General features: G+C 67.9%; 23 protein-coding genes. 5 read left to right on the top strand and 18 right to left on the bottom strand.

Annotated features, from left to right (window positions below; translation table 11 throughout):
* Window positions 1-46: 46 nt before the first annotated feature.
* Complete coding sequence (gene hutU, locus AC4BCK_RS02935) at window positions 47-1,756, bottom strand: urocanate hydratase (protein WP_174179385.1); 1,710 nt, start codon at window positions 1,754-1,756, stop codon at window positions 47-49.
* Window positions 1,757-1,954: 198 nt separating this feature from the next.
* Window positions 1,955-2,791: an IclR family transcriptional regulator gene (locus AC4BCK_RS02930; protein WP_400593855.1), complete on the bottom strand. Its 837-nt coding sequence runs from the start codon at window positions 2,789-2,791 to the stop codon at window positions 1,955-1,957.
* A 118-nt stretch (window positions 2,792-2,909) separates the two neighbouring features.
* Here AC4BCK_RS02930 and AC4BCK_RS02925 point away from each other — a divergent pair, with 118 nt between their 5' ends.
* Window positions 2,910-3,269, top strand: coding sequence for a mycothiol transferase (locus AC4BCK_RS02925; RefSeq protein ID WP_400593894.1), 360 nt, complete (start codon window positions 2,910-2,912; stop codon window positions 3,267-3,269).
* Here AC4BCK_RS02925 and AC4BCK_RS02920 read toward each other — a convergent pair.
* The 3 genes from AC4BCK_RS02920 to AC4BCK_RS02910 form a co-directional block, all read right to left on the bottom strand.
* Window positions 3,266-4,915, bottom strand: coding sequence for an HNH endonuclease signature motif containing protein (locus AC4BCK_RS02920; protein ID WP_490566566.1), 1,650 nt, complete (start codon window positions 4,913-4,915; stop codon window positions 3,266-3,268). The genes AC4BCK_RS02925 and AC4BCK_RS02920 overlap by 4 nt on opposite strands.
* A 111-nt stretch (window positions 4,916-5,026) precedes the next feature.
* The gene (locus tag AC4BCK_RS02915) at window positions 5,027-5,998 is read right to left on the bottom strand and encodes an NAD(P)-dependent alcohol dehydrogenase (RefSeq protein ID WP_490566565.1); all 972 of its coding nucleotides are present in this window, start codon (window positions 5,996-5,998) and stop codon (window positions 5,027-5,029) included.
* Window positions 5,999-6,233: 235 nt separating this feature from the next.
* Window positions 6,234-7,097, bottom strand: coding sequence for an SDR family oxidoreductase (locus tag AC4BCK_RS02910; protein WP_174179375.1), 864 nt, complete (start codon window positions 7,095-7,097; stop codon window positions 6,234-6,236).
* Window positions 7,098-7,194: 97 nt separating this feature from the next.
* Between AC4BCK_RS02910 and AC4BCK_RS02905 the strand changes: the two genes are divergently transcribed.
* Both AC4BCK_RS02905 and AC4BCK_RS02900 read left to right on the top strand, forming a co-directional pair.
* Window positions 7,195-7,587 (top strand): winged helix-turn-helix transcriptional regulator, encoded by a 393-nt coding sequence (locus AC4BCK_RS02905; RefSeq protein WP_174179373.1) that lies wholly within the window; start codon window positions 7,195-7,197, stop codon window positions 7,585-7,587.
* A 193-nt stretch (window positions 7,588-7,780) separates the two neighbouring features.
* Window positions 7,781-8,044, top strand: a complete 264-nt coding sequence (locus AC4BCK_RS02900) for a hypothetical protein (RefSeq protein WP_251424593.1) — start codon at window positions 7,781-7,783, stop codon at window positions 8,042-8,044.
* A gap of 74 nt (window positions 8,045-8,118) precedes the next feature.
* On the opposite strand, the gene AC4BCK_RS02895 is transcribed toward AC4BCK_RS02900, so the two are convergent.
* Window positions 8,119-8,868: a 3-hydroxybutyrate dehydrogenase gene (locus AC4BCK_RS02895; protein ID WP_174179369.1), complete on the bottom strand. Its 750-nt coding sequence runs from the start codon at window positions 8,866-8,868 to the stop codon at window positions 8,119-8,121.
* A gap of 237 nt (window positions 8,869-9,105) precedes the next feature.
* Here AC4BCK_RS02895 and AC4BCK_RS02890 point away from each other — a divergent pair, with 237 nt between their 5' ends.
* Window positions 9,106-10,023: a LysR family transcriptional regulator gene (locus AC4BCK_RS02890; RefSeq protein ID WP_174179367.1), complete on the top strand. Its 918-nt coding sequence runs from the start codon at window positions 9,106-9,108 to the stop codon at window positions 10,021-10,023.
* Window positions 10,024-10,051: 28 nt separating this feature from the next.
* Here the strand turns inward: AC4BCK_RS02890 and AC4BCK_RS02885 are convergent, their stop codons facing one another.
* The 11 genes from AC4BCK_RS02885 to AC4BCK_RS02835 all read right to left on the bottom strand — a co-directional run bounded on the left by AC4BCK_RS02885 (window position 10,052) and on the right by AC4BCK_RS02835 (window position 21,984).
* Window positions 10,052-10,969: a spermidine synthase gene (locus tag AC4BCK_RS02885; RefSeq protein ID WP_174179365.1), complete on the bottom strand. Its 918-nt coding sequence runs from the start codon at window positions 10,967-10,969 to the stop codon at window positions 10,052-10,054.
* 46 nt (window positions 10,970-11,015) lie between these two features.
* Complete coding sequence (rfaE2, locus tag AC4BCK_RS02880) at window positions 11,016-12,554, bottom strand: D-glycero-beta-D-manno-heptose 1-phosphate adenylyltransferase (RefSeq protein ID WP_174179363.1); 1,539 nt, start codon at window positions 12,552-12,554, stop codon at window positions 11,016-11,018.
* A complete protein-coding gene (locus tag AC4BCK_RS02875) occupies window positions 12,551-13,978 on the bottom strand; it encodes an aldehyde dehydrogenase family protein (protein WP_251424585.1) in 1,428 nt (475 codons plus the stop codon). The genes rfaE2 and AC4BCK_RS02875 overlap by 4 nt, the downstream gene beginning before the upstream one ends.
* Before the next feature lie 41 nt (window positions 13,979-14,019).
* Window positions 14,020-14,736 carry an SDR family oxidoreductase gene (locus tag AC4BCK_RS02870; protein WP_174179359.1) on the bottom strand — a complete coding sequence of 239 codons (717 nt, stop codon included), beginning with the start codon at window positions 14,734-14,736 and terminating at the stop codon, window positions 14,020-14,022.
* A 48-nt stretch (window positions 14,737-14,784) separates the two neighbouring features.
* Complete coding sequence (locus AC4BCK_RS02865; RefSeq protein WP_490566564.1) at window positions 14,785-16,227, bottom strand: PfkB family carbohydrate kinase; 1,443 nt, start codon at window positions 16,225-16,227, stop codon at window positions 14,785-14,787.
* Entirely contained in the window at window positions 16,224-16,931 is a 708-nt protein-coding gene (locus AC4BCK_RS02860) for a D-sedoheptulose-7-phosphate isomerase (RefSeq protein WP_174179355.1), read from the bottom strand. The genes AC4BCK_RS02865 and AC4BCK_RS02860 overlap by 4 nt, the downstream gene beginning before the upstream one ends.
* Window positions 16,928-18,181, bottom strand: coding sequence for a glycosyltransferase (locus AC4BCK_RS02855; RefSeq protein ID WP_490566563.1), 1,254 nt, complete (start codon window positions 18,179-18,181; stop codon window positions 16,928-16,930). Before AC4BCK_RS02855 ends, AC4BCK_RS02860 begins: the two co-directional genes overlap by 4 nt.
* Entirely contained in the window at window positions 18,178-19,212 is a 1,035-nt protein-coding gene (locus AC4BCK_RS02850) for a glycosyltransferase (RefSeq protein ID WP_310110390.1), read from the bottom strand. The genes AC4BCK_RS02855 and AC4BCK_RS02850 overlap by 4 nt, the downstream gene beginning before the upstream one ends.
* Complete coding sequence (locus AC4BCK_RS02845; protein WP_490566890.1) at window positions 19,209-20,264, bottom strand: glycosyltransferase family 9 protein; 1,056 nt, start codon at window positions 20,262-20,264, stop codon at window positions 19,209-19,211. The genes AC4BCK_RS02850 and AC4BCK_RS02845 overlap by 4 nt, the downstream gene beginning before the upstream one ends.
* A 32-nt stretch (window positions 20,265-20,296) precedes the next feature.
* Entirely contained in the window at window positions 20,297-20,833 is a 537-nt protein-coding gene (locus tag AC4BCK_RS02840) for a D-glycero-alpha-D-manno-heptose-1,7-bisphosphate 7-phosphatase (protein ID WP_310110389.1), read from the bottom strand.
* Window positions 20,834-21,123: 290 nt separating this feature from the next.
* Entirely contained in the window at window positions 21,124-21,984 is an 861-nt protein-coding gene (locus AC4BCK_RS02835; RefSeq protein ID WP_174179347.1) for a sigma-70 family RNA polymerase sigma factor, read from the bottom strand.
* Between the two features lie 147 nt (window positions 21,985-22,131).
* Here AC4BCK_RS02835 and AC4BCK_RS02830 point away from each other — a divergent pair, with 147 nt between their 5' ends.
* Complete coding sequence (locus AC4BCK_RS02830) at window positions 22,132-23,187, top strand: NAD-dependent epimerase/dehydratase family protein (RefSeq protein WP_251424574.1); 1,056 nt, start codon at window positions 22,132-22,134, stop codon at window positions 23,185-23,187.
* Here the strand turns inward: AC4BCK_RS02830 and AC4BCK_RS02825 are convergent.
* On the bottom strand, window positions 23,184-23,849 hold the full coding sequence (locus tag AC4BCK_RS02825) for a hypothetical protein (RefSeq protein ID WP_174179343.1): 666 nt from the start codon (window positions 23,847-23,849) through the stop codon (window positions 23,184-23,186). The two genes, AC4BCK_RS02830 and AC4BCK_RS02825, sit on opposite strands and share 4 nt — an antisense overlap.
* Window positions 23,850-23,956: the final 107 nt, after the last annotated feature.

Raw genomic sequence — 23,956 nt, 5'->3', positions numbered from 1 at the left:
GCTCAAAACGACAGTTACGAAGCAACCGATGTGGATGTGGGGCTGGTCAGCGGGCTTCGGACGCTGTCTCTTGCATGGGAATGCGGACGCCGCGTTCCCTGGCGACCTCGAGGGCGCGGTCGTACCCGGCGTCGGCGTGGCGAATGACGCCCATGCCGGGGTCGTTGGTGAGAAGGCGCTCGAGTTTCTGGGCGGCGAGGTCGGTGCCGTCCGCGACGGAGACCTGGCCGGCGTGGATGGAGCGGCCGATGCCGACCCCGCCACCGTGGTGCAGGGACACCCAGGTGGCGCCTGAGGCGGTGTTCAGCAGGGCGTTGAGCATGGGCCAGTCAGCGATCGCGTCAGAACCGTCCTGCATCGCCTCGGTTTCGCGGTACGGGGAGGCGACAGACCCTGAATCCAGGTGGTCGCGGCCGATCACGATGGGCGCCTTGACCTTGCCGTCCTTCACGAGCTGATTGAACAGCAGGCCGGCCTTGGCGCGTTCGCCGTAGCCGAGCCAGCAGATGCGGGCCGGCAGGCCTTCGAACTCGACGCGTTCCTGGGCGGCGTCGATCCAGCGGTGCAGGTGCTTGTTCTCCGGGAACAGCTCCTTGATGGCCTCATCGGTGACGCGGATATCTTCCGGGTCACCCGACAGGGCAACCCAGCGGAAGGGGCCGAGTCCCTCGCAGAAGAGCGGGCGGATGTAAGCGGGGACGAAGCCGGGGAACTCGAAGGCACGTTCGTAGCCGCCCTTGCGGGCTTCGTCGCGGATGGAGTTGCCGTAGTCGAAGACCTCGGCGCCGGCGTCCTGGAATTCCACCATGGCCTGGACGTGCCTGGCCATCGACGCCTGCGCCTTCTTGGTGAAGCCTTCCGGGTCAGCTTCTGCTTCACGGTGCCATTCCGCCACCGAGATGCCCTCGGGCAGGTAGGACAGCGGATCGTGCGCGCTCGTCTGGTCGGTGACGATGTCCACGGTGAGCTCACCGGCCTTATGGCGGCGCAGGATCTCCGGGAAGACCTCGGCGGCGTTGCCGACATAGCCCACGGACCAGCCGCGGCGCTCTTCCTTGGCCTTGAGCACCTTGGCGATCGCGGCGTCGAGGTCGGTCTCCACCTCATCGAGGTAGCGCTTGCCGGCGCGGCGCCGCAGGCGCGTTTCGTCGACGTCGACAATCAGGCACGCTCCGTCATTCAGGGTGACGGCAAGCGGCTGGGCACCGCCCATGCCGCCGCACCCGCCGGTGAGCGTCAGGGTTCCGGCGAGGGTGCCGTTTTCATCGCCGGTGAGCTTGCGGGCGATCGCGGCGAAGGTCTCGAAGGTGCCCTGGAGGATGCCCTGGGTGCCGATGTAAATCCAGGACCCGGCGGTCATCTGGCCGTACATCATCAGGCCCTCGGCCTCCAGCCGGCGGAATTCGGGCCAGGTGGCCCAGTCGCCGACGAGGTTTGAGTTGGCCAGAAGCACGCGGGGCGCCCATTCGTTGGTGCGGAAGACGCCGACGGGCTTGCCGGACTGCACCAGGAGGGTTTCGTCCTTCTCCATGGTTTCCAGCGTGCGGGTGATCGCGTCGAAAGCGGCCCAGGACCGGACAGCGCGGCCGGTGCCGCCGTAAACCACCAGGTCATCCGGGCGCTCGGCGACCTCGGGGTCCAGGTTGTTCATGAGCATGCGCAGCGGCGCTTCGGTCTGCCAGGACTTGGCGGTGAGCCCGGTGCCGCGGGCTGCTTTGACCGGGCGGGCACCGGTGGTGAAATCGGCGGGTGCCATGGTGGCTCCTTCGTGTAGTGGTTTTGCTGGAAGTTCTGTATCTACTAAAGCCCGTCCGAGGTGGCAGAAACAGGGCCTGCTGAGTGGTGCTGTCCGGGATACCGGACCCTCCTAGAACCCCGCTGCCCTTTTAGTTAAGGCACCAAACTGGACGGGTCGGTGGCTGGGAGTGCGGAGCGGCTCGGGTGGGGCTGGGGCCTACTTGGCGGGGCGGCCATGGAGCCGCACCGAGAGCTCATCGGCCACTTTCTGGACGCGGGCGGCGAGCGCCGGCCATTGCTCAGCCGGCAGCTTGTCCTCGAGGAAGGTGACGGCGACGGCCGCCGTCGGCCATCCCAGGTGGTCCGTCACGGCGGCGGCGATGGAGCCAAAGCCTGGCGTGACTTCGCCATGTTCGGTGGCGTAACCGCGCTGCCTTACCCGGTCCAGGTGCGAGGACAGCGCCGAGTACTTCATGATGGCGCCTTCCACCTCGTGCCGGGCGGTGAAAGCAGCAGCGTTCGGATAGAGCGCACGGACCTGGGACTTGGGCAGGGCCGCAAGAATGGCACGCCCGCTGGCGGTGAGGTGGCTGGGGAGCCGGACTCCGACGTCGGTCACCAGGGACGGGCGGTTCTTGGCGCGCTCCTCAACGATGTACAGCACGTCTCGCCCGTGCAGTACCGCCAGGTGTGCACTCTCACCCAGCGCATCCACCAGGGAGGCGAGCAACGGGCGGCCGAGCCGGGAGAGCGGCTCCTGCCTGGAGTAGGCGGAGCTGAGCTCGAACGCGCTGATGCCGAGCCCGTAGCGCTGCTCCTCGTGGAGGTGGAGGACAAACCCGTTGGCTTCCATCACCCCCAGCAGGTGGTAGACGCTGGAGCGTGGCAGGCCCAGGGTGGAAGCGATTTGCGACGCCGCCATGGGGCCTCGACGGGATGCCAGCAGTTTGAGGATGCGCAGCGTGTTTTCGGCAGCGGGGACTTTGGATGTCACCTTTGATGCCATCTGAGGTGCGCTGCCTGCTTCAGGCCTGGCCTCCGTTTCGACCGCCATGGTCCCTCCATTGCTGTTCCGGGCATCGCAGCCCTGTCCGGTATCCCGTACTTAACTGTGCGCCCCGCGCTTGGGTTTCGACGTCGTTAAAGTATGCACGGTGTCTGGGATCACAGACATGCACGACCTCGCCGTAGAGCCCGTGGGAATTCATGGCGTTGCCGCAAGCTTCGACATTTGTCAGTGGCGCCATGCCACCCTGCATCAGGTTCTGGTCCATATGGTTACTGAGCGGGCTCACTTCCTTGGCCGTGCTGACATTCTCCGCGAACTTGTCGATGGGACGGCAGGACATCGCGCCGGGGATCCCATCCTCACAGCCCGCAGCCCGGCACCCGGAAGAGTGGGCACGTATCGGGCCTCGATGGCGGAAGGGGCCCGGGTTGGCGCCGGAATCCTGTATTGCCACCACGACGTCGTCCTTTGGACCCGCTCTTACTGCACGGAGTGCTCCGGGGAAGCCGGCGGTTGCCGCTAGGGCAGAGCCGGTTCCCAGTGCGTCAACGGCTCCTGAGCCGAAATGGGCGGCAGGGCGTAGAAGTCGTCCCATAAGGGGTCATCCGCCGGTATGTCGCCAGGGTCCAGGAGGTTTCCGCCTGCGGGTTCCTCCGGGGGAGGCTCCAAGTACGGGACGTCTCCAGTTGGGCGGGCCGGAGCATCGGCAATGGCAGGGACACGAGTGCTGGCAGGCCAGTGGGGTGGTTCCCAGTCCTGGTGTTCGCTTTTGTAGTGGCGTCCGGTGGGTGAGGTCCAGCCGGGTGGTTGATTCTTGGTGGCTGGTGTTGGTTTCCACCTGCTGGTGTGCCGGAGTTTGTGGTGTTTCGGGCAGGGCTGTCCCAGGTTGCTGATCCCGGTGGTCCCGCCGTGGTGCCAGGCGAGGAGGTGGTCTGCCTCGTTATCCAAAGACGGGTTGCTGCAGCCGGGGAACGGACACTGGCCGTCGCGAAGCCGGAGCCAGTTCCGCATGGCTTTGGTGACCCGGTAGCTGCTCCGCCCGATCTCCAACGGCGCCCCGTCCCGCGGATCGACCAGGACCCGGTAGAACGAATCAGCACCGTCAGCGACCAGGTCCCGTGCCATCGAGGCTGGGATGGGGCCAAAGCCGTCCAGCATGGCTGGCTCATCGGTTACTCCCATGAGGGAGAGGACCGGAACGGTGACGAGGACCTGCGCCCGGGTTGACGAAGACGGGGTGAGATCCGTTCCGGCCCCTGCACCGTCGCCGCTGCTGGCATTGGCGCCGCTGGTGAGGATGGCTTGGGCGAAGTGGTCGGCACTGAGTTGGGTGAGGGTGCGGGGTTCGGTGGGTCCTTGTGCGGCGCGGGAGAGGGCGTTGAGCCGGTTCCAGCCTGCCATGGCCTGGTCGGCGGGGAGGCAGGCCGAGAGCCAGGCCATCCCGTCCTGGTCAGGCCGGTATTCGACCCGCCGGTCCGCCACCCCCTTGGCATGGCGCTTCTCCAGCGACTCGGGATGGTGGCGTTCCCGCCACGTCCGGGCCTTGGCCTTGAACCGGTAGGCCGGCATCTCACCGATCGTCGCCGCACCGGCCGGCCGTGGCGTGTCCGGGTCCAGGAAGTGGGCCTCCAGGGCGGCGGCACCGGCCCGGTCAAGCCCCACGGTCTGGTTCACCATTTCCCGGGCATGGGCCCAGGAAATCGTCCCGGACCCCAACGCGGCGAGGGTCCGGGGCAGGGCGGTGGCCAGGGCGTGGGACTCGGCCAACAAGGCGCCGGCGGCGCGGTCACCGATCACCAGTGCACACCCGACCTCGGCCACCAGGCTCCGGTCCTGGGCCGTGGCCTCCTGCGGTGAGGACGGCGGACCGTTCAGCACACTCGTGGCGGCAGCGAGCACCTGAACCGCCCGCGCCTTCACCGCTGCCAGCTTCGCCTCCGACCGCGCCACCCCCGCAAGGACATCCAACGCATTATCAGCAACCCGCTGCAACGGATCATCACCAACCCCGCCAGCGTCAGCGCCAGGCTCAACGCCACCAAGACCAGAAACATCCGTACCGGAACCAGTCGTACCGGAAACAGCAGCGCCGCTGAGCACGGCCGTGAAAGCAGCCACGGAGGCATCAACAAACGCCTCTGCCTCCACCACCACCGGATTGCCTTCCATAAATCCATCCTGGCAGTGGGGTCTGACATTCAAGGGGTCCGGAGATGGGCAGGCAGCGAGCCGAACTCAGAATTACTTCCGGACTTTTTATGCGACGGCAAAACGGCCGGATCAGATCCTGACCACCACTTTCCCGAGGCTCCGGCCCTCCCGGAGATACCTGACGGCGGCCGGTGCTTCCGCAAGCGGGAAGACCTTGTCTACGGCGGGTTTGACGCTCCCGGCTTCAATCAGGGATGCCAGGGCCTCAAGGTCAAGGTACGTCTCCCTCGACACCAGGCTTTTGTATTTTTGCCGGGAGAACAGCGACAACAAAGGTGCCGCCAGTGACCTTTCGAACCCGCCGGTGAGCTTTCCGCCATTCTCGCCGCCGACAAGCACAAGTGTGGCCCGCGGGGCGAGTGCGCGCTTGAGGACGGAGAACGGACGGTTGCCCGCGGTGTCCAGGATGACGTCATACTGCGCCCCGGCAGCGGCAAAGTCTTCACGTGTGTAGTCAATGACTGTGTCAGCGCCGAGGGACCGGACAAATTCCACTTTGCCGGTGCTGCAGACTCCCGACACGTCCGCACCAAAAGCCTTGGCTATTTGCACCGCGAAGGACCCCACTCCTCCACCCGCCCCAATGACCAGCACCTTCTGGCCCACGGTCACCTGGCCGGAGTCCCTGACAGCCTGCAAGGCCGTCACGCCGGAGATGGCTGCCGCTGCTGCTCCCTCGAAGGGAAGGTTCCGGGGTTTCCTGGCCAGCCTGCCCTCCTTGGCGCAGACGAACTCCGCAAAGGACCCCTCTGACGTTCCGAAGACCTCGTCACCCGCCTTGAACCGAGTCACGCCGGCTCCCACGGCCTCCACCACACCGGCCACTTCCCGGCCGCGCACGGAGACTTTGGGTTTCTTCAGCCCATAACCAAAGAGCCGGACCAGGTAGGGCAGCCCGGTCATCAGGTGCCACACGCCCTGCTCGACTCCGGCTGCCCGCACGCTGACCAGGACCTCGCCGTCGCGCGCTACAGGCCGGGCAATATCCCGCAGCGCAAGCACGTCCGAAGTCCCATAGACGTCCTGCACGATAGCTTTCATGCTCGATCTCCTTTGGGCCGCGGCTGGCAGCAGGCCCCCAACGTAAGGAAAAGCCGGTACCGAGTCAAGGGTGGCGGACGACGGCGGGACCACCTTATGGACGGACGCCGCCGCTGTCCGTGGCCACCACAGTCCGCAGCGGAGGCTTCGCCTCCTTCACCACGCCGACGGCCGGCAGCATTCCCAGCTGCCGGCCGGAGGCACACCATCAGCGCAAACGCTGTCGGTGCGGCCGCTAGATGGCGGCAGCGGCGGTCCGCACAGCCTCAGCCAGTGAGGTGGCAGGCCGTCCGATCAGCCTGCGCAGGTCCCCGCTGCTTACCAGGAGGTCCCCGCGGGCGATGCCAAGATCGGAGTCCGCCAGGATCTCCGCGAACGCCTCCGGCACTCCGGCCCCGGTCAGCAGGCCGGCGTATTCCTGTGGGGGCAAGTCGTTGTAAGTGATGGTCTTGCCGGTGGCCGCGCTGATTTCGGCTGCGAGGTCCGCCATGCTGAAGGCCTCGTCACCGCCGAGTTCGTACACGTTGCCTGCCTGCCCCTCCGCCACGAGCACGGCAGCAGCGGCGTGGGCGTAGTCAGCACGCGCGGCGCCGCTGACCTGTCCGTTCCGGGCGCTCCCCGCAAGGGCGCCCTGGGCCAGGGTCCCGGGCAGCTGGTCCGTGTAGTTCTCGAGGTACCAGCCATTGCGCAGGAGGACGAAGGGCACCCCTGATTCCCGCAGGATGGCCTCCGTGGCCTGGTGCTCGGCCGCCAGCTTCATTCCCGTGCTGTCGGCGTTGGCGATGCTGGTGTAGGCCAACAGTTCCACGCCTTCGGCCTTGGCGGCCTCGATCACGGTACGGTGCTGCTCCACCCGCTGGCCCACCTCGCTGCCGGAAATGAGGAGCACTTTCCGGGCACCCTTCAGTGCCGCGGTAACGGAGGACGCGTCCGCGTAGTCCATTGCCCTGACCTGCACTCCGCGCCCGGCAAAGCCTGCCAGTTTTTCCACGGAGCGCCCCGCGGCCACAATCTCCCCGGCAGGGACGTTGAGCTCCAGCAGGGCCTCGACGACGTGGCGGCCCAGCTGGCCGGTTGCTCCGGTGATGACGATGCTCATGAAATTCCTTCCGTAGGGTGTCTGTCATGAGGCACAACCACCTACATTCCTGATTGCTTCCTAAAAGAGAGTACGCACTTTCAGGTAAGGTACTCACATGAAAGTTAGTGCCCGTTCCGATACGGCCCAGGCAGCGCCGCTTCCGGTTGACCTCGCCGACGGCGTGTTCCCGGCCGGTTGCCCCAGCCGGACTGTGCTGGACCACGTCACCAGCAAGTGGGGCGTCCTTATCCTGCTTGCGCTTTCCGAGGGCGAGCAGCGGTGGAGCGACCTGCGGCGCCGGGCAGAAGGCATCAGCGAGAAGATGCTGGCACAGACCCTCAAGACGTTGGAGCGGGACGGCCTGGTCCGCCGGGACGCGCAGCCGGTTATTCCGCCCCGCGTGGATTACAGCCTTACCGACCGCGGCTATGAGCTGAGCGCGCTGCTGGTTCCGCTGGTGGCCTGGGCCTTCGAAAACGCTGAGGACATCGTCAACGGCCAGCGCTGAGCCGTTGCCGCAGCAGGCAAGTACCGGGCCCGCCAAAAGCGAGTACTTGTTACTGGTGTGACTGGTGTGAATAGCGCATAGCTTTGACCTAAGGTGCCAGCCGGAATGTGGAGGGCCGCCCTCTGCTGGGAACGTTCCGGTTAACCTGCACCGCGAGTGAGCGGCCTGCGCCGCTTCCGAGGAGTTGGTACATATGGCCAAAGCCGTTGTCCGGGACCCGTCGAGCATGGGCAGGCCCATCAGCCTGACGAAGGTTGCAGCCCAAACATGGAACCGCATGCTGAAGCCCTTCGCCCCGCGATCACCCTACAAAATAGGTGACGCCGTGGTGGCGGATGATCCGTTCAAGGGCCGCCGCGAGGGATTGGTGGTTTTCCAGCAGGGAACATCAGTGGGTGTGGATACCGTCCACGGCGTGTTCTTCTACGACCACCGGCAAATCAAACAGCTGGATTGAGTTTTTGTCCGGATATGCAGGGCTGAAGGCCTCGAAAGCCTGCCTATCCGGACAAAAACTCCTGCGCCGGGCGGTTAGCGGGCCGACCAGCCGCCATCCATCGTGTAGCTGGCGCCGGTCACCATGCCCGCATGGTCAGATGCGAGCCAGGCAACGAGTGAGGCCACTTCCTCCGGCTCCACCAGGCGTTTTACGGCGGACTCCGTCAGCATGATTTTGGCCAGGACCTCCGATTCCGGAATTCCGTGGACCTTGGCCTGGTCAGCGATCTGCGACTCCACCAGCGGCGTGCGCACGTAACCGGGGTTGATGCAATTGGAGGTCACACCGTGCTCCCCGCCCTCAAGCGCCGTCACCTTGCTCAGCCCTTCAAGTCCGTGCTTGGCGGATACATACGCGCTTTTGAACGGGGAGGCCCGGATGCCGTGCACGGAAGAGAGGTTGATGATCCGGCCGAAATTGTTCGCGTACATGTGCGGCAGCGCCGCACGGATCAACAGGAACGGCGCCTCCAGCATGAGGGTGATCAGCCTGCGGAAATCGGCCGGCTCGAAATCCTCGATGGGACTGATGCGCTGGATCCCGGCGTTGTTCACCAGGATGTCGCAGTCAAGGCTCAGGGTGGCGAGCGATTCCACGTCCAGCAGGTCGACGGCCCAGGTGGTGCCTCCCACTTCATCCGCGAGCGCTTCGGCCGCGGCTGCGTCCACGTCCGCAATCACCACCTTGGCGCCCCGGGCGGCGAGGGCCCGGGCGCTCGCGGCGCCAATCCCGCCGGCTCCCCCGGTGATCAGTGCCTTGCGGCCGTTCAACGTGTTTTCCATGGCAGTCCCCTCGGGCTTTCTAACAGATTTTCCGGTCGCTCATGCAGCGCAGCGTCTACCGGGGCAGGTCCGGCAGGACTGCCTGCAGGGCGCTCTTCAGCGCTCATGGGGTTTCTCCTCCGTGTCCACGGCGACACGTGCTGTGATCTCCAGCACTAATGGCTCCACTGAGTCTTACTGCACGGACATGCGCCTTCAATAGCCAAAGCAGCACGCACTGTGTGCAGAATTGCAGATATGAACGTCAATCCGGATGACCTGCTGGTGCTCCTGGCGGTGTCCCGCACCGCCAAATTTACGGCCGCCGCGCAGGCACTGGGCCTGAACCACACCACCGTCTCACGCCGGATCGCCTCCCTGGAGAAGGCACTCGGCGGAAGGGTCCTGGCCCGTGCCCCCGGAGGGTGGGAGCTGACCGACCTCGGAGCGCAAGCCGTCCAGGCTGCTGAACAGGTCGAAGCGGTGGTGGGCGCCCTGGGGCCCGCCGGACGGGCACCCGACCCAATTACCGGCGTCGTACGCATGACGGCAACGGATGGCTTCAGTGCCTACATCGCCGCCCCGGCGGTGGCGCGGCTGCGGCGTGACCACCCCGGGCTGAGCGTTGAAGTGGTGACCATGACCCGGCGGGCACTGCAGCAGCGCTCGGGCCTGGACATCGAAGTGGTGGTGGGCGAACCGCAGGTGCACCGGGCCGAGGCCATGCGGCTGGGCGAATACATGCTGGGAATGTACGCCTCGCGCGCCTACCTGGCCGAGCACGGCACGCCGGCCACGGTGGCCGAGCTCAATGACCACCCGCTGGTCTATTTCGTGGATTCGATGCTGCAGGTGGATGACCTGGACGCGCCGCGCCGGCTGGTGCCCGCCATGCGTGACGGCCTTACCTCAACCAACGTCTTTGTCCACGTGGAAGCAACACGCGCAGGAGCAGGGATCGGCTTCCTGCCCTGTTTCATGGGCGACCTCCACCCTGACCTGGTCCGCCTGCTGCCGGCCGACATCGCCGAACTGCTGCCCTACTGGATGGTGCTCCGGCCGGATTCGCTGCGGCGCCCGGCGGTGGCAGCGGTGGTCCAGGCGCTGCGGGAACAGATGGCCGAGCACCGGGAATGGCTGCTGGGCCGTGGACAAACCTCTTCGGCTGCTCCGTAACTGTCGTTTTCGGGGGTGAGAACGACAGTTACGGAGCAATCGATGGGGTTGCAGGCGGGTCGTGCCGCACCGGTGACCCTGCCGCGAAAGCCCGGACCTGGGCGTCGTCCCACAGGTGTGCAGGGACCGCGCCGCCCAGGAGCCGCCGGTGGAGCTTCGGATCGTCGCCGAACGGGGTGTCGCTGCCCGCCATCACCATGTTTCCGTAGCGCCGGCCCTTCAGCATGGCGGGGTCCGCGATGATCACGGTGTGCTTGAAGGAGGCCGCGATGGTGGCGGCATCCTCCCGGGCGTTCTTAAGGTCCGGCGCGTCACCGGAGTTCACCACGTAGATCCCCCCTGGTGCAAGCACGCGCTTGGCGTGCCGGGTGAATTCCGCAGTGGTCAGGGGCCGCGGGGTCAAGGCTCCGGCGAACACGTCCCTGATGATGAAGTCGCGGGTCTCCGCCGTCAGGGTCTCGGTAACCGCGCGGGCCTCCCCCACGCGGAGCCGCAGCAGGGGCGCCTTGGGAAGGTCGAACCAGCCGCGCACGTATTCGGCCAGCTTGCCGTCCAGCTCCACCACCACCTGCCGCGCATCCGGGTACGCGGCATGGAAGTACCGCGCCAGCGAGCAGGCTCCGCCGCCCAGGTGCAGCCCGCGGAGCTTCGGCCCCGAGGACGCTTCCGACGGCGGCCAGCGGGACTCGATGAGCGCCGCCATCCACCGCATGTACTCAAAGTCCAAGAACAGGGGGTCGGCGAGGTCGATGTGGGAGCTCATGACGCCGTTGATCTTCAGGAGCCAGCCGGTGGAGTTGTCCTGGTCCGCGATCAGCTCGCAGTCTCCGGTATCGATGTAGTAGACGCCCTCAACCGGGCCGTCCGGCCGGGTTCCTTTGGGAACCTCCACCACACCCGCCGTGGCTCGGCTTCCTCGGCCCCCCGGCTTCCCGCGTTTCGCCATTGCCCGTGCCCCGCTTCATCCAGCCCAACCTGTCCAGCTCTTAACCCTAGTTGGTTTGCACGGCCCCTTCGCCGTCCCGGATCTTGTTCACCACGGCCGTCGTGGAACGGTCGGCCACGTAGTCCAGGATGGCAACGCGGCCGCCGTACTCCTCCACGGCAGGGGTCTCGGCCAGCATCTCCGGGGTGTAGTCCCCGCCCTTGGCGTAAACCTCGGGACGCAGCTGCCGGATCAACGGAGCTGCGGTGGGGGTGTCGAAGACAGTCACGTAGTCCACGCAGCTCAGCGCCGCCACCACGGCCGCCCGGTCCGCCACCGCGTTGATGGGACGGCCGTCACCCTTGAGCCGCCGCACGGAGTCGTCGCTGTTGAGCGCCACTACCAGGATGTCCCCCAGCTGCTTGGCCTGGTTGAGGTAGCGGGTGTGGCCGCTGTGCAGGACGTCGAAGCAGCCGTTGGTCAGCACGATCCGCTGGTCCTGGGCGCGGTGCAGCTCCAGCTGCCGTTCAAGTTCGCCGGCGTCCAGCGCGGTGTCCGCGAACGCCTTCAGGTAGCGGCTGAGCTGCGCCGTGCTGCAGACCGACGTGCCCGGCTGGTGGACCACGACGTCGGCTGCCGACTGCGCCAGGTCCAGGCTGGCCGTGAGGGGCAGTCCGGCCGACCTCGCCAGTGTGAGCGCGGCCACGAAGGTGTCACCGGCTCCCGATGCCTGTTTCTCGGCAGCCGGGCGTGCCCACGTCCGGTGCGTCACGCCGTCGGGCCTCAGCAGCACGGTTCCGTCACGGTCCAGGGTGACCACCACGGCAGCCGCACCCGTGGCCTCCAGCAGTGTCCCGGCGTGCCTGCCCACTTCCGCCACCCTTTCCGGTCCGTCCGGGAGCCGGAGGTCCAGCATCCGCGCCGTTTCCTGCGCGTTGGGGGTTACCAGGTCCGGGTGGAGCGGCGCCCACGGGCGGGGGTCGTGGGAGTCAACCACCAGCAGGGGCCGCGCGCCAGGCTCCCCGCGGTCCCTGCCGGCGAGGGCGTCCGCCAGGGCCCGCCGGACGGGATCCGCCAGGACGCCGGTGCCGTAGTCACAGACCATCACCGCCTGCCGGTGTTCGACGGCGGCCCGCACCGACGCCGCAAGTTCGGCCAGCGCTTCGGCGGGCACGGAGCCGGCTGAGTCATCGATGCGGAGCATCACCTGGCCGCCGCTGCTGATCCGGATCTTGGTGGTGGTGACCATGTCCGGGTGGTCGAGCAGGTGCGTGACATCGATCCCGGCTGCCACCAGCTGGTTGCGGAGGTCCACGCCGGCGTCGTCGGTGCCGATGATGCCCGCCACCGAGACGCGGGCTCCCAGGGCGGCCAGGTTCATGGCGGTATTGGCCGCTCCGCCGGGTACCGACTCGCGGTTCTGCACGTCCACCACCGGCGCGGGGGCTTCCCGGCACAGCCGCTCGATGCTTCCGCTCCACCAGCCGTCCAGCATGACGTCGCCAAGCACCAGGACGGCCGGCCGTTCCGCAGCGATCCGTCCAGGCAGCCACTCCGCGAGGGCGCGCTGCTGCGAAAGATCCGCCGTTTCCGGCGCCGTGGTCACGGCTGGTCCCCTGCCAGGGCAGCCGCCGGGGGCGCCGCAATGTGCACCACTTTGACCCGGCTGAACTCGTCCAGGAGTTCGGGGCCGTACCCGAAGCCGGCGCCGCTGATGCCCCGCGGCTGGGCGGCCCCGCCCGGGGCCCCGCCGAAGACTTCGTTGATTTTCACGGTGCCTACAGGGAGGGCGGCCACCGCCTGCTGGATGTGGCCGATGTTGGCGGACAGCACCGTGGCGGCGAGGCCGTACTTGCCGCTGCACGCCAGCCGCAGGCCGTCGTCGAACGAGGTCACCACCTGGACCGGGGCAACGGGGCCGAACGTCTCCTCCGTCATGACCTCCATCCGCTCCGTGCATCCGGTCAGCACCGTTGCCGGGTAGAAGGAGCCCGGCCCGTCCGGGAGGGTCCCGCCTTCCACGGCGTGCGCCCCCTGCTGCAGCGCGTCGGCCACGTGGGCGTGGACCGCATCCCGCATCCGTCCGTCCACCAGCGGGGCCACCGTGCCGTTGCCGTTCCGGAGCGCTGCTTCCGCCTCCAGCGCAGCGCAAAACTCCGCCGCGATGGCTTCATGGACATAGATCCGTTCAACCGCCACACAGATCTGGCCGCTGTTGCTGAAGGCGCCCATGGCGGCCTGTTCAGCCGCCCATACGGGATCGACGTCGCGGTCCACCAGCAGTGGATCGTTCCCGCCGTTTTCCCGGATGACGTGTGCACCGGACTGTGCCCCGGCCCGGGCAAGATGGGCACCGGCAGCACTGGATCCGACGTGGGCGATGACGTCCACGTCCGACTGTGCCAACAGCGCACCGACGCCCGCTCCGCCGGTGACTGTCTGGAACACCCCGGGCGGGAACGCCGGGGCAAGGACCTCCCCCAGCGCCTCGCCGAGGCGCGGGCAGCGTTCGCTGGGCTTGTGGACCACCGTGTTGCCGGTGACCAGCGCGGCACCGATCAGTCCGCAGGCCACGGCGACGGGATCGTTCCATGGGGTCAGGAGGGCTGCCACTCCCCGGGGCTCCGCCACGGTGTAGTCCGACGCGAGCTGGCTTCCGCGCAGGCTGAGGCCGCGGTGGACAGGGCCAAGCTCGGCATACTGTTCCAGCGTGGACACACCGGCCGCAATCCCCGCCAGCGACTCCTCCACCGGCCGTCCAGTTTCGCTGGCGTTGAGCCCGGCCAGTTCCCGGGCCGCGGCATCGAGCGCCCGGGCGGCGCCCCGGAGCGCGGCGCCCCGGTCCGACGGAGCGGTGGCGGCCCAGTCCGAAGCTGCGCTCCGGGCAACGTCCACGGCGCGGGCTACGGCCTCAGGTCCGGCCTCCGGCACGGTCCACAGGACGTCGCCGGTGCGCGGGTTGCGGATGGTGATCCCGGCTCGTTCTGCTGATTCGGCGCCTGTGATTGTTTCGACTGCAGTGGTAGGCATGGTGTTCCTCCCGTCGGTTTCCGGTCTGGTGGTCTGTTGGCTTAGGGCCAGGAGCCCTCTTCCTCATGGCAGATCAGCATTTCGCGGACCTCGCATCCCGTGGGCTGTGACAGGGCGAAGAGGATTGCCTGCGCCGTGTTGGCGGGGTCATTGAGGCGCGAATCGTCCTGCGGCTTGTACTGCTCCGTGCGGTCATCGAAGAAGCGGGTCTTCATGCCCCCGGGGATCATGGTGGTCACGCCGATCTCCCCGCCCGTTTCTGCTGCCAGCGCGTGGCTGAATCCCACCACGCCGAACTTGGAGGCGCAGTAGGCGGTGGCGTCAGCGACTGCCCGCTTCCCCAGGGTGGAGGCGACCGTCACCACCCGGCCGTGGCTGGCCTTGAGGTAGGGCAGGGCAGCCCGGACCACCGAGACCGTGCCCATGAGGTTAACTCCGATGACTTTTTCCCACTCGGCCGCTTCGACGTCGGCCAGTTTGCCGCAGCGGTCGATGCCGGCGGCGGTGACCACGGCCTCCAGTCCGCCCAGGGACTCCGCGGCTTCCTTCACTGCCGCTTCCACGGCCGCGCGGTCCGAGACGTCCACTTCGAACGCCTTCACCGCAGACACGCTGCTGATATCGCGGTCCAGCACCACCGGGGTGCCGCCTGCCTTGAGGACGGCGTCGACGACGGCGGCCCCCAGTCCGGAGGCACCTCCGGTAACGAGCACGCGGCCGGGGGTAGTGGTTGCGGGCGCATTTACTTCTGCAGTCATGGTGTTCCTTTCGATGGGCAAAACGAAAAACCTTGGGCGGCGGGGCGGTCAGCCCACCTTGGCGAGGGCGTCGGCGAGGCCCGTGGTGGAACGGGCAGGGTGGTACGGCACGGTCAGGCAGCGGCCGCCCCACTGCTCCACGAGTTCGGCCTCCGGAAGGCGGGCGCCTTTGTAGTCCCCGCCTTTGACCCAGATATCCGGGCGAAGGCGATCCAGGGCGGCCACTGGTGTGTCGTCGTCGAAGATCATCACCGCGTCCACGCATTCCATGGCCAGCAGCAGTTCGGCCCTGTCCTGCTGGCCGATGATGGGGCGGTCCGGCCCCTTGAGTCGGCGGACGGATTCGTCCGAGTTGAGGCAGACGATCAGGCAGTCGCCCAGTTCGCGGGCTGCTGCAAGGGACCGGACGTGGCCGGCGTGCAGCAGGTCGAAGCAGCCGCCGGTGGCCACCACTGTCCCGCCGGCCTCCCGCACCGTGCGGGCCAGCAGCAGCGGTTCGCGGGTGCGGCGCCTGCTGCCTCCCTGGGTGTGGGGCGCTGCCTGGCTCCGCGCATCCTGGGCAGCCGACGTGGAGGACGCGTGGTCCGGCAGTGCGGACACTCCCCCGCTGGCGAGGAAATCTGCCGCATCATGGACTGCCAGTCCCGCAGCCTCACTAAGGTCGCGGCCGGCCAGGAGGTGGACCGCCAGGCTGGCTGCAAGCCGGTCTCCGGCCCCGCAGGGATCACCTGCTTCCACCCGCGGTGCCGGGACCGTTTGGGGAGAGCCGCTGCCCTTCCGCAGCAAAACCGCTCCCTGTTCGCCCTTGGTCACCAGGACGGCGCGGCTCTGCCACTGCTCCAGCAGGATCCGGCCGGCCTGGACTGCGGGGTCCTGTACTGCTGGGTCCTGTGAACCTGCGTCCTGGAAGCCGGCATAAGCCTGCGCAGCCTTGCCCGCCTCGGCGGCGTTTGGTGTCACCACGGCCACCCCCGGAACGGGGTCCGGCCCGGAAGGATGCGGGTCCCAGATGATAGGCACCCTGCCCGCAAGCCCGGCCAGGAGGTCCCTGAGCTGCGGATTCGCCGCCAGTCCCCTGCCGTAGTCGGCCACGATGATCACGCCTGCCTGCTCAACCGCGCGGAGCATGGCGGGGCTGGCATCCGGAACGGGAGCCTTGCCGCAGCCCTCGTCAAAGCGCACCACCGGGTGCGATCCCGCCCTGACCCGGGTCTTGACCGGCGAGGGGTGGCCGCTGGGGCCGGACACAAGCCGCACCCCGGCGAGGTGCGCTTCAAGCTGGCGCCCGGCGTCGTCGTCGCCCATGACAGTCACCAGGGTGACGGGCCAGCCGTCCTCCGCGAGCATCCGTGCCACCAGGCCGGCGCCGCCGGCCCGCCGCTTCACCCCGGAGACGTCCACCACCGGAACGGGCGCGTCGGGGCTGAGCCGGGTGGCCTCCCCTGACAGGTCCACGTCCAGCATCACGTCACCCACCACCACGATCCTCATGACCGGCCCCGTCCCTGGAGCCCGGCGTCGGGAGTGCTTCGCCGCCCCACTTCCAGGTCGAAGGCACGGCACATGGCATGCAGGGCGATCAGGTGTCCTTCCTGCGCATTGGCGTTAAGGGCGTCAATCATCACTGCCTCGTCACACGCGTCGGATAGGGGGTTGGGGCCGGCCCCGGTGAGCGCCCAGGTGGTGATGTTGAGCCGGGACGCGACCTCCGCGGCCCGCAGCAGGTTGGGACTCTTGCCGCTGGTGGACAGCAGTATCAGCACGTCGCCGGACCGGCCATGGGCACGCACCTGGCGCGCAAAGACGTCGTCGTACCCATAGTCGTTGGCGATCGCCGTGACGGCCGAGGACTCGGCATGCAGGGAAATCGCGGAGAACGGTACGCGCTCGCCGTCGAACCTGCCCACCAGCTCGGCAGTGAGGTGCTGGGCCTCCGCGGCGGAACCGCCGTTGCCTGCGGCCAGGAGGCGCTGCCCGCGCAGCAGGCGGTGCGCCAGGTCCATTCCCCACGCCGCAAGCCGGCCGGACTGGCGGCGCAGCGAATCCAGCGCCGGCAGGACGTTGTCCAGGTGGGCCTGCACGATGTCCGCGGTGGCCGGGTCCACAAAGCCGGAGCCGGGCAGGACGGCCGGCAGCGCCGGAGGGGCGGCCAGGGTCCTCAGGCCGGCGTCACGCAGGGACCAGTCCGGAGTCACAGTGCCGCTCCTTCCATCGGGGCAACACCGGCAGGAGCTCCCGCCATCGCCAACTGGTAGGCCTTTTCGGTTTCGGCGGCCACCCGGTCCCAGGAGTACCGGGTGCGGGCGCGGACCTTTCCCGCGTTGCCCAGCTCGGCCCGCAGGGACCGGTTGCGGAGCAGCATGGCCAGGGCAGAAGCGATGGCTTCCGGATCGCGGGGCGGCACGTGCAGCCCGGTTCCATGGTCCACCACGGTGTCACGGAGACCGCCGACGGCGGCAGCCACCACGGGGACGCCGCAGGCCATGGCCTCCAGCGGAACGATGCCGAAGGGCTCGTACCAAGGGGCGCACACCACGGCGTCTGCGCTGCGGAAGATCCCGGGCATCTCACCGCGGGCCACTTGGCCCTGCAGCCGCACCTGGTCCGCCACACCGAGTTCAGCGACAAGGCCCAGCAATCGGCGCACCTCCGGATCCGCGTCAAGCACCCCCGAATCCCCGCCGCCGCCCACGATCAGGAGCTCGACGTCGTCGAACCCCGACTCGCGCAGGTAGGGAAGCGACCGGATCACCAGGTCAACGCCCTTGCGCGGCACCAGGCGGCCCACGGAGAGGATCCGGTGGCCTGCTGTCCGTGCAGCCGTGGGACCGTCGGCGGAAAAGAAGTCCAGGTCCACGCCGCAGGGGGCGATGGAGATCTTGCCGGTGTCGATGCCCATGGCCTTGAGCTCGAACACCTCGTCCGAGCAGGTGGCGATGATCCGGTCCGCGGACCGGCCCACGCCGGGTTCGAGCCAGCGGCGTTCCTGCGGACTGGTGTCCTCTGCGCCCTGGTGCCGGCGCTTGACCGTTCCCAGCGCGTGGAAGGTCTGGATGACGGGGATCCGGTATCCGGAGGCGGGGCGCCTGGCGGCATCCAGGGCAGCCAGGCCAGACATCCAGAAGTGGCCGTGCACCACGTCCGGGGGCCGCAGGCTCCAGTCCCTGGCCACACCGTCGGCGAGTTCACCCATGAAGGGCAGCAGCCCGTCCTTCGGAACGTGGCGTGCCGGTCCGGCATCCACGTGGACCACTTCCAGGCGGGGCCCCACCCGGACCCGGGCGGGGAGCTCCGTTGCGTCCCTGCGGGTGTAGACGGTGACGTGGTGGCCGCGCCTGGCCAGCGCTTCGGACAGTGCGGCGACGTGCACGTTCTGCCCGCCGGCGTCCACTCCGCCCAGGGCCGCCAAGGGGCTGGCATGTTCTGAAATCATCGAGATTCTCATGGGGTCTTCCTCTCCCGCGCCGGAACAAGGATCCGCTCGTCCAGGCCGTTGTTGCCGCGCTGACTTGGTTCAGCCGCCAGGTCCCCCAGGAGCTCGTCCCAGCGTTCCTGGAACCTGCCCAGCCCATAGCGCTCCAGTGCCGCCTCACGCGCGGCAGCTCCCCGCCGTCGTGCTTCCTCCGGGTTGGCCACCAGCCGCCGCGCACAGCGGAGCAGCTCGTCGATGTCGGCGGACACGGCGCCCGCTTCCGGCGGCACCGCCCGAGGTGCTTCGGTGGTTGCCAGGGCAACCACCGGCATTCCCAGGTGCATGGCCTCCAGGAGGGACAAACCCAGCGAGGTCCAGCGCATCGGGTGGACGTAGACCCGGCAGCGTGCCAGCTCGCGGTGCAATTCCTGCGTCTTCAGGTCGCCGCGGGAGGTCAGCCGGAGCGCGTCAACGCCGGTGGCAGCGGCGAGGCCGTCCGTTTTCATACCGAAGACCTGCAGGGGTGCCACCGAGGCGAAGGCCGGCAGCAGGTCCGTCCCCGTCACGCGGCCGCGCCGGACGGGTTCATTGACCACCACGCCGAGCTCCGCCAGTTCGCCCGTGTAGAGCTGCCCGGGGTCTGGTATTCCGTGCTCGATCACCGTTGAAACCGCAGCTCCGTTGTCCCAGGCGAGCCGGTTGAAGTGCGTTACATGGACCAGCGGGATTCCGGCCTGGTCCGCGAGCGGATGCCTTGTGAAGGGGAAGTCGCCCTTGGGGGTGTTGTGCTCCACGTACACGGCCGGCAGGTCCGCGCCGGGCCGGCGGCCCAGGACCCGCGCAACTTCGTCGACCTCCTCCGGGCGTTGCAGGACGACGGCGTCCACGGCGTCAGCGTCCAGCGACGCCAGTTCCACTTCACGCACTGATGCGGGCCAGTCCCGGCCGGCACGGCCAAGCCCCCACGGCCCACCGCCGGGCAGGACAGGGAGCAGGTACTCGTGACGGCCGCGCACAAAGGCGTCCGTCCAGGAACCGTGGACATGCCAGAGCAGGATTCTCATCTGTTGCGGGCCTTTCTACGGGTACTGACGTGGGTACTGAAAGAGCTCACTCCGCCCATCAGCCGTTCGACTGCCGCCACGACTTCCTCGGGCGAGACGGAGTCGAGGCAGGGGTGTCCCGGAACCGGGCAAATGCGGGCGCGGGTCAGCCGGCAGGCAGCGTTCTGGTCCCCCAGGAGTTCCAGCGGAACCCCGTAGGGTGCCCAGCGGATGGCCGGCACCACCGGGGAGAACAGGCAGGCAACGGGAGTGCCGACGGCGGCCGCGAGGTGTGCGGGACCGGTGTTGCCGGTGATGACTGCCCCGGCTCCCGCCATGACGCCGGCCAGCGAGGTGAGGTCAGTCCTGCCGCCAAGGTCCAGCGCCGAGGGACCTGCCACTGTGGCGGTCAGGGACGTTTCGCCTGGGCCTCCGGTGACCACCACGCGGTGCCCTGCACCCTGGAGGAGTTCGACGGCGGCCGCGTGGTGCAGCGGCGGCCAGGCCCTGGCGGGAACGGCCGCGCCGGGATGGACCACAATGTATGGATCGTGCCCTACCAGGTCCGCGACATCGGGAACGGAGGCGAGGCGGAGCTTGCCGTCGTCGCCCGCCGGGAGCCTGAACCCTGCCGCTTCCGCGATGCCCAGGGCGCGTTCGGCCTCAGGCTGGTCCTCCGGAAAGTCCTCCCCCGGTTTCAGCCGGACGTCAAGGAGGGACCCGGCGTAATCGGTGGACGCCCCGGTAATGCGCTCGACGCCCGCCAGCCGCAGCAGCAGCGCCAGCGGGAGGGGTGACTGGTGGAAGGACGTGAGGATGACGGCTTCGGTGATCCTGGAGTTCCGGACATAGTCGATAAGTCTGTCCGCGTGCCGGCCGGTCATCGCCGGTGCCGGGTTCATGATCCAGGGGCTGTCCCAGCTGTACACCTCTGCGGCCCCCGGCAGCATGGCTGCGGCAGCTTCTCCCTGCCTGCCGCAGAGCATCACCACGTGGTTGGGCCTGCTGCCGTCCGGGATCCGCCCATTGGCCACGGCCCTGACGGCAGGACCGGACAGGAGGACATCGCCCATACTGTCCAAACGCGCCACCAGGACGCGGCCCGTCACCGCCCCTCCTGCAGCAGGCGCACGGCGCCGGCCAGGTCCTGCGCCACTAGCGGCGCTTCAGCCACTTCCGCGGCGAGGGTCACGGGGGTAGGGACCAGGACGCCCGCGGCACCGGCCGCCTCCGCGGCCTTGACATCGGCGCCGATGTCGCCGATCAGTGCCGCGCCGGACTCCGTTATGCCGAGCTTCCGGCAGGCGCTGTGGACCATGCCCGGGGCCGGTTTGCGGCACAGGCACCCGTCCTGTTCGGCGTGCGGACACACTTCCCAAACGTCAAAGGGGCCAAGCAGTTCCTCCACCCTGGCATTCACCCGGGCGACGTCGTCGGCAGTGATCATGCCCCGGGCGATGCCGGACTGGTTGCTGACCACCCCGGTGGCTATGCCTTCGGATCGCAGGGCGTCAAGTACCGCTTTGGCGCCGGGCATTGGCCGGACAAGGTCCGGATTCCCGTTGTACGGCACATCGACCACCAGGGTTCCGTCCCGGTCGAACAGGACAGCCCTGAGCCTGGATGTTTCGGTGCTTACCATGTCCTCCCTGTTCCCCTCTGCCGATACCCCTAAACAGGGCCGGACAGTTTTCTCAACTGTCGTTTGTTATTCGTCCCCGGGCGCTGAACAGGCAAGATAAGGCTGTTATTGCCTGCCTGTTGCGCGTCATTCGGGGTGTTCCTGCGGCTTGGGCCGCGGGGTGCTGGGTGCCGGAGCGGGTGCTCCGAAATTCGCGCTCCGGAGCGTTGGGCTCCGGGTTCCCGTGCTGCGGATCCGGGCGCTGCGGATACCGGGCCCCGCCGATTCGTTCGGCCAGGGGAGCCGGGCGGCTAGCCCGTCCGCGTCCGGGAAGTCCTTCCGTGCGAAGTGTTTCCGTGCGCTGCGTCCCCCTGTACCGGGAGCGCGCTGCCCTCCAGCCTGCGCTGGAGAGCCACCAGTACCCGGGCAAGCCGGCGCGATACCTGCATCTGGGACATGCCCAGCCGCCTGCCAAGCTGCACCTGGGTCTCCTCGCAGAAGTAGCGGCGGTACAGGAGTTCCCTGTCCGCGGGATCCAGGTCCTGGATGGCATCACGCAGGCAGGCGAGCTCCTCGAGGCGCTCCAGCGGCGTCTCGGGGCAGGCCAGCACCTCACCGATGGACGGTGCGTCGGAGTGCGGGTTAACGGCGTCCAGCGAGTCCGGGTGCATGCTGCTCGAGGCCGAGATGGCTTCCTGCACGGCGGCGGGATCTTCGTCCAGCGCCCCTGCCAGTTCGGCCACGCTGGGATTCCTTCCCAGCGACTGGGTGAGCTCCGGCTCAGCCCGGAACATCCGGGTGCGCAGGTCCTGGATGTGCCGTGGCGGGCGGACCACCCACGTGCGGTCACGCAGGTACCGCTTCAGCTCACCCGTGATGGTGGGGGCTGCATAGGCGGGAAAGCTGTCGCCCTTGGACTGGTCAAAACCGCGGGCAGCCTTCACGAGCCCAAGGTAGGCCACCTGGTTCAGGTCCGCGCGTTCTCGTCCGCGCGCCTCAAACCGGCCAGCCAAGGCCTCAGCCAGGTCCAGGTAGCCCAGGACCAGATCGTTTTCGAAGGTCTGGCGCAACCGTCCCGATCTGGGGCCGGAAGGGCTTGTTTGCAGGGGTTTTGGCTGGTGCTGGTGGACGGGCATCGTATCCACGGCAAGTGCGGGAAAGTACTCGGGCATTGTCGTTGGTTCCCTCTGGTAGGGGTCCGAAAGCCTGCGGCAAGACTCAGAAGTAGGAAATCATAAGGTTGCTTATAAAACAATGGTTCCCGGATATAGGCTCTGTGTGTCAGCCGTACCGAGAGGCCACGCCAAGGAGTCCTTGCCATGCACATCGCCATCACGGGTGCCAGCGGAAATGCCGGAACAGCACTCCTCCGCAAGCTGCAGGCCCAGCTGTCTGAAAAGCCGGGAAGCCTGAAACTGACGGGCATCAGCAGGCGCCGCCCGGACACCGGCCGGGAACCCTACTCCGGCGTTGAATGGCACACCCTGGATATCGGCCTGGATAGTGACCGCGCCCAGCTTGATGCCGCCCTGGAAGGTGTGGATTCCGTTGTCCACCTGGCCTGGCAGATCCAGCCCAACCGGGATTTGGAAGAGCTGTACCGCACCAATGTGGCGGGCACCAGGAACGTGCTCGCGGCAGCGTCCAGGGCCGGGGTGAAACAGGTGGTGTGCGCTTCTTCCGTCGGTGCCTACAGCAAGGCGCCCAAAGATCAGCGACGCGACGAATCCTGGCCGGTCAACGGCATGGCGGGCTCGCACTACAGCCGGCACAAGGCGGAGCAGGAAGCAGCCCTGGACGCGGTCATGGCAGCAGAACCGGGCATCTCGGTGGCAAGGCTCCGGCCAGGGCTGATTTTCCAGTCCGATGCCGGAAGTGAAATCGGCAGGTATTTCCTCGGCCGGCTCCTACCACGTCTCTTGCCGGGGAAACTGAGGATTCCGCTCCTGCCCGCCCCGGACGACCTGGTTTTCCAGGCCGTGCACGCTGATGACGTGGCGGATGCATACTGGCGCGTGATCGACCAGCGCGCTTCCGGAGCCTTCAACATTGCGGCAGAGCCGGTACTGACGCCCCAGGAACTTGCCCGCATCCTGGGCGCCCGCAGGATCCTCCCCATCCCCATGGGACTGCTTCATAGGGTCGTCGGACTGACCTGGCGGCTGAGGCTCCAACCCACCGACTCCGGATGGGTGGAGATGGCTGCCGGCGCTCCCATCATGGACACCGACAGGGCCCGCCGCATCCTCGGCTGGGAGCCGACGATACCTGCCACGGATGCCGTCCGGGCAGTACTCCGGGGCATGGGAACGGGGGAAGGAGTAACTCCCTCCCCCGTGCTTAAGCCAAGGAAACCGGCACTGCCCGCGGACTAGATTCCCGAACCCGGTTCCTCCCGGTCACGGCTGCTGCTGCGGTCATGGGTGGAACCCCGGTCGGGGCGGTCATCCTGCACCCCGTCGTCCCGGACGCCGTCATGGGCAACGCCTTCACGGGCAGCCTCCCCGCGCCGGACGCCATCATGGCCGGCAACGCCGCGGTCATCATGGCTCGGCTGGGCCCCGGGGACACCCCGGCCATCAGTGCCGCGGCCTGCGTCAGCGGCGCCATCCCGCACGCCCTCGTGGCTGACGCGCTCGCGGTTGCTGCGGTCCCGGCGGTCCGGATTCACATCGCCTCGGCGGTCGCTGTGAACGTCAGGGTCGAGCTCGTCCGCCTTCCGCGCGCGTTCATTCACATCGTCGCGGAGCGCCTTGGCTTCCGTTGCCTCCTGATCGGCCTGCTGGCGCAACCTGGCTGCGTCCACCGCAGCCTGTTCTGCATCCGCCCTGGCCCGCGCGGCTTTCGCTTCACGCTCCCGGGCGTCCAGTTCTTTCGCCTCGGCCTCGCGGCGGATTTCCGCCGCCTTCTCCCGGTGTTCGTCGTCCCGCTTCTGCTGGATCGCCTTCCGGCGCCGTCCGCTTGCCAGCAACAGCAGCACAATCAGCACCACCACAACAACGGCAACTACCACCCAAACCCATGGAGCTGTTTCCAACTTACCCACCACTTTCCACTTGACGTGACCGGACGGACTGCGCCCTTCCGGCTGACTCTGCTGGAGCTGTTTTGAACTCGTTTTGCACTGGAACTGTTTTGAACTGC

Source organism: Pseudarthrobacter sp. As-47, from assembly GCF_058215595.1.
Note: the sequence above shows the minus strand (reverse complement) of the source record. Positions and strands in the feature narration are given on the sequence as shown.